This is a genomic window from Planktosalinus sp. (assembly GCF_059864935.1).
In genome coordinates this window covers 1-2946 of sequence record NZ_JCBCCK010000073.1, presented here as the reverse complement: position 1 = coordinate 2946, position 2946 = coordinate 1, and the positions used below count along the sequence as shown (strand labels likewise).

General features: G+C 40.9%; 3 protein-coding genes. 1 reads left to right on the top strand and 2 read right to left on the bottom strand.

From position 1 onward, the window contains the following. Positions 1-310: 310 nt before the first annotated feature. Positions 311-760, top strand: coding sequence for a 2-dehydro-3-deoxyphosphooctonate aldolase (locus tag AC6F75_RS03260; RefSeq protein WP_500713519.1), 450 nt, complete (start codon positions 311-313; stop codon positions 758-760). 191 nt (positions 761-951) lie between these two features. Here AC6F75_RS03260 and AC6F75_RS03255 read toward each other — a convergent pair whose 3' ends face one another. Together AC6F75_RS03255 and AC6F75_RS03250 are read right to left on the bottom strand one after the other, a co-directional pair. Further along, positions 952-1905 carry a transketolase C-terminal domain-containing protein gene (locus AC6F75_RS03255; RefSeq protein WP_500713518.1) on the bottom strand — a complete coding sequence of 318 codons (954 nt, stop codon included), beginning with the start codon at positions 1903-1905 and terminating at the stop codon, positions 952-954. Between the two features lie 39 nt (positions 1906-1944). Then, positions 1945-2790 carry a thiamine pyrophosphate-binding protein gene (locus AC6F75_RS03250; RefSeq protein WP_500713517.1) on the bottom strand — a complete coding sequence of 282 codons (846 nt, stop codon included), beginning with the start codon at positions 2788-2790 and terminating at the stop codon, positions 1945-1947. Positions 2791-2946 lie beyond the last annotated feature (156 nt).

Below are 2946 nucleotides of genomic sequence, written 5' to 3'. Positions count from 1 at the left end.
CTTAATTTGAACCATTAAGGCATTAAGAAATATTAAGGGATTTAAGCTTAACTAACCTTAATTCCTTAATGTTTAAAACCTTTGCGACCTTGGCGACTTTGCGGTTAAATAAAGCTGATATATATTTTATCGCAGAGACGCAGAGAACGCTGAGTTTCTTTGTGAAACTTAGTGGCAGAAAAAAGTTCATTAACACTAAGTGATCAACCTATATCAGGGACGTACAACGTACAGACGAAAGTCTTAATACTTTGTACTTTATACTTAATACTTTTTTTATCTTTAAAACCTCAACCAACAAACCCAACCCATGAAAAAGCTTTTTCTACTCCCTGTTTTACTTTTGTTTCTGCTTTCCTGCGGAAGCAAAGACCCCAGAATATTAAGTACGTCCACAAACCCTGTGGGTAAATCAACCGATTACATTCCCTTTTTTGATGTCAAAGACTATGCACCAAAGTCAAATTATGGACTTTCAGAGAAAAACCCGGTCAAAGTGGGTGGAGTAAAAGAGCAGGAGGGACCCATCAATCAGCGAAGGTATCTTTCCTCATTGGCAGGACCCAATGGCGAGGTGTTGACTTTTCACCGTCGTGGAAGCTGCTGTCCCTATCCCAGCGATAATGCCTTTGGAACACACGCACTTCTTGATGTGTATGAAGTTAGCTATGAAGGATTGAAAAAACCTATTTTAATCTACATTTCACTTTACGATTATGAAACGCTCTACATCCCCAAAGGGTTTACAAAGGCAAGGTAGTTAGTAATATAAAGAGATTGTCTAAAAAAGAAGTTATCTAAAGAATGCCACTAAACTCTATAAGTCACCAGAAAGCACATAGCATTAATTAATAAAGAGTTGATCCTTAGTGAAACTTTGTGCCTTAGTGCCTTTGTGGCTATTCACGACACTTTAAAGTTAGCTTTTTTATTATTTAAATCACTAAACTCTTATTTACGTCTCAAAACCTTCAGGGTAGCTTTAATAATCGCTTCAGCGTTCAAGCCATATTTTTCCATCAGTTGTGCCGGTGTGCCTGATTCTCCAAAAGTATCCTGAGTTGCGACAAATTCCTGGGGTGTTGGGTGGTTTTCAGCCAATACACGGGCAACACTTTCGCCAAGACCACCCAGATAGTTGTGTTCTTCAGCAGTGACAATGCAACCGGTTTTCTTCACAGATTTGATTATCGCCTTATTATCCAATGGTTTTATGGTGTGGATATTGATGACTTCGGCACTGATGCCTTGTTTCTCAAGAGTTTCAGCAGCAAGAATGGCCTCCCAAACCAAATGTCCGGTGGCGACTATCGTAACATCTGTTCCTTCAATTAAATGTACAGCTTTTCCAATTTCAAAAGTCTGATCTTCCGGAGTAAAATTGGCAACACTGGGCCTTCCAAAACGCAAATAAACCGGTCCGTGATGTTCAGCAATAGCGAGTGTGGCTGCTTTAGTTTGGTTATAATCACAGGTATTGATTACGGTCATCCCGGGAAGCATTTTCATCAACCCGATGTCTTCAAGAATCTGGTGGGTAGCACCATCTTCACCCAGGGTCACGCCGGCATGTGAGGCACATATTTTTACGTTTTTTCCACTGTAGGCAATGCTTTGCCTAATTTGATCATAGACCCTTCCTGTGGAAAAGTTGGCAAAAGTTCCGGTAAACGGAATTTTTCCTCCAATGGTCAAGCCTGCCGCAATGCCCATCATATTGGCTTCTGCAATACCAATTTGAAAAAAGCGCTCAGGGTGATTGGCCTGAAACTCATCCATTTTCAACGATCCGGTTAAATCTGCACAAAGGGCAACAACATTGGGGTTGGTTTTACCTAACTCGGTCATTCCTGCTCCAAATCCGCTACGGGTGTCTTTATTTCCTGTGTTTGTGAATTTTTTCATTTCTCGGTTTCGCTTTAAGCGAAAATCTTTTAAATTATACTAATAATCTCCCAATGTTTCTGGGTTTTGAGCCAATCCTGTTTCAAGTTGGGCATCATTGGGTGCTTTACCATGCCAGGCGTGGGTATGCATCATAAAGTCGACACCATTGCCCATCACCGTGTGAAGTAAAACACAAATTGGTTTTCCATTGCCGGTTTTGGCTTTGGCCTCTTTCATCGTTTTAATGATGGCTTCAAGGTTGTTCCCTTCTTTAATAGCTAAAACTTCCCATCCAAAGGCTTCAAATTTTGCCGTTAGGTTGCCCAAAGGCAAAACGGTATCTGTTGCACCGTCAATTTGCTGGCCGTTATAGTCAATGGTCACAATGAGGTTGTCTATCTTGTTTCCGGCGGCATACATGATGGCTTCCCAGTTTTGACCTTCTTGAAGTTCACCATCACCGCAAAGCGTGTAAACAATTTTGTTATCATTGTTGAGCTTTTTGGCAAGTGCGGCACCAATGGAAACAGAAATGCCCTGACCCAATGAACCTGAAGCTACCCTGACACCGGGCAAGCCTTCGTGGGTGGTGGGATGGCCCTGCAAACGTGAGTTTAAAAGTCTGAAGGTGCTAAGTTCCTCTACAGGAAAATAGCCGCTGCGAGCAAGGGTACTGTAAAAAACCGGTGAAATATGACCGTTTGACAGAAAGAAAAGATCTTCGCCTTTTCCGTCCATATTGAAATTGGGGTCATGCTCCATAAGCACATTGTAAAGAGCTACAAAAAATTCAGTACAACCCAAGGAACCGCCGGGATGACCTGAATTTACCTTATGAACTTGTCTTAAAATGTCGCGTCTGGTTTGAATAACGAGCTTTTCCAGATGTTTGATGTCTGTCATAACAGGGATGTAAAATTAATTGAGCAAAAATAAGACTTTCAAACTCTCAGGCAAAGAAAAAGAAAATGAGTTTTTAACCAATTGATTTGAATTGTTCATAAAAGAGAAAAACATCAAATTTGAAGCACTAAATTCTAAACATGAAACGCCAGAAAC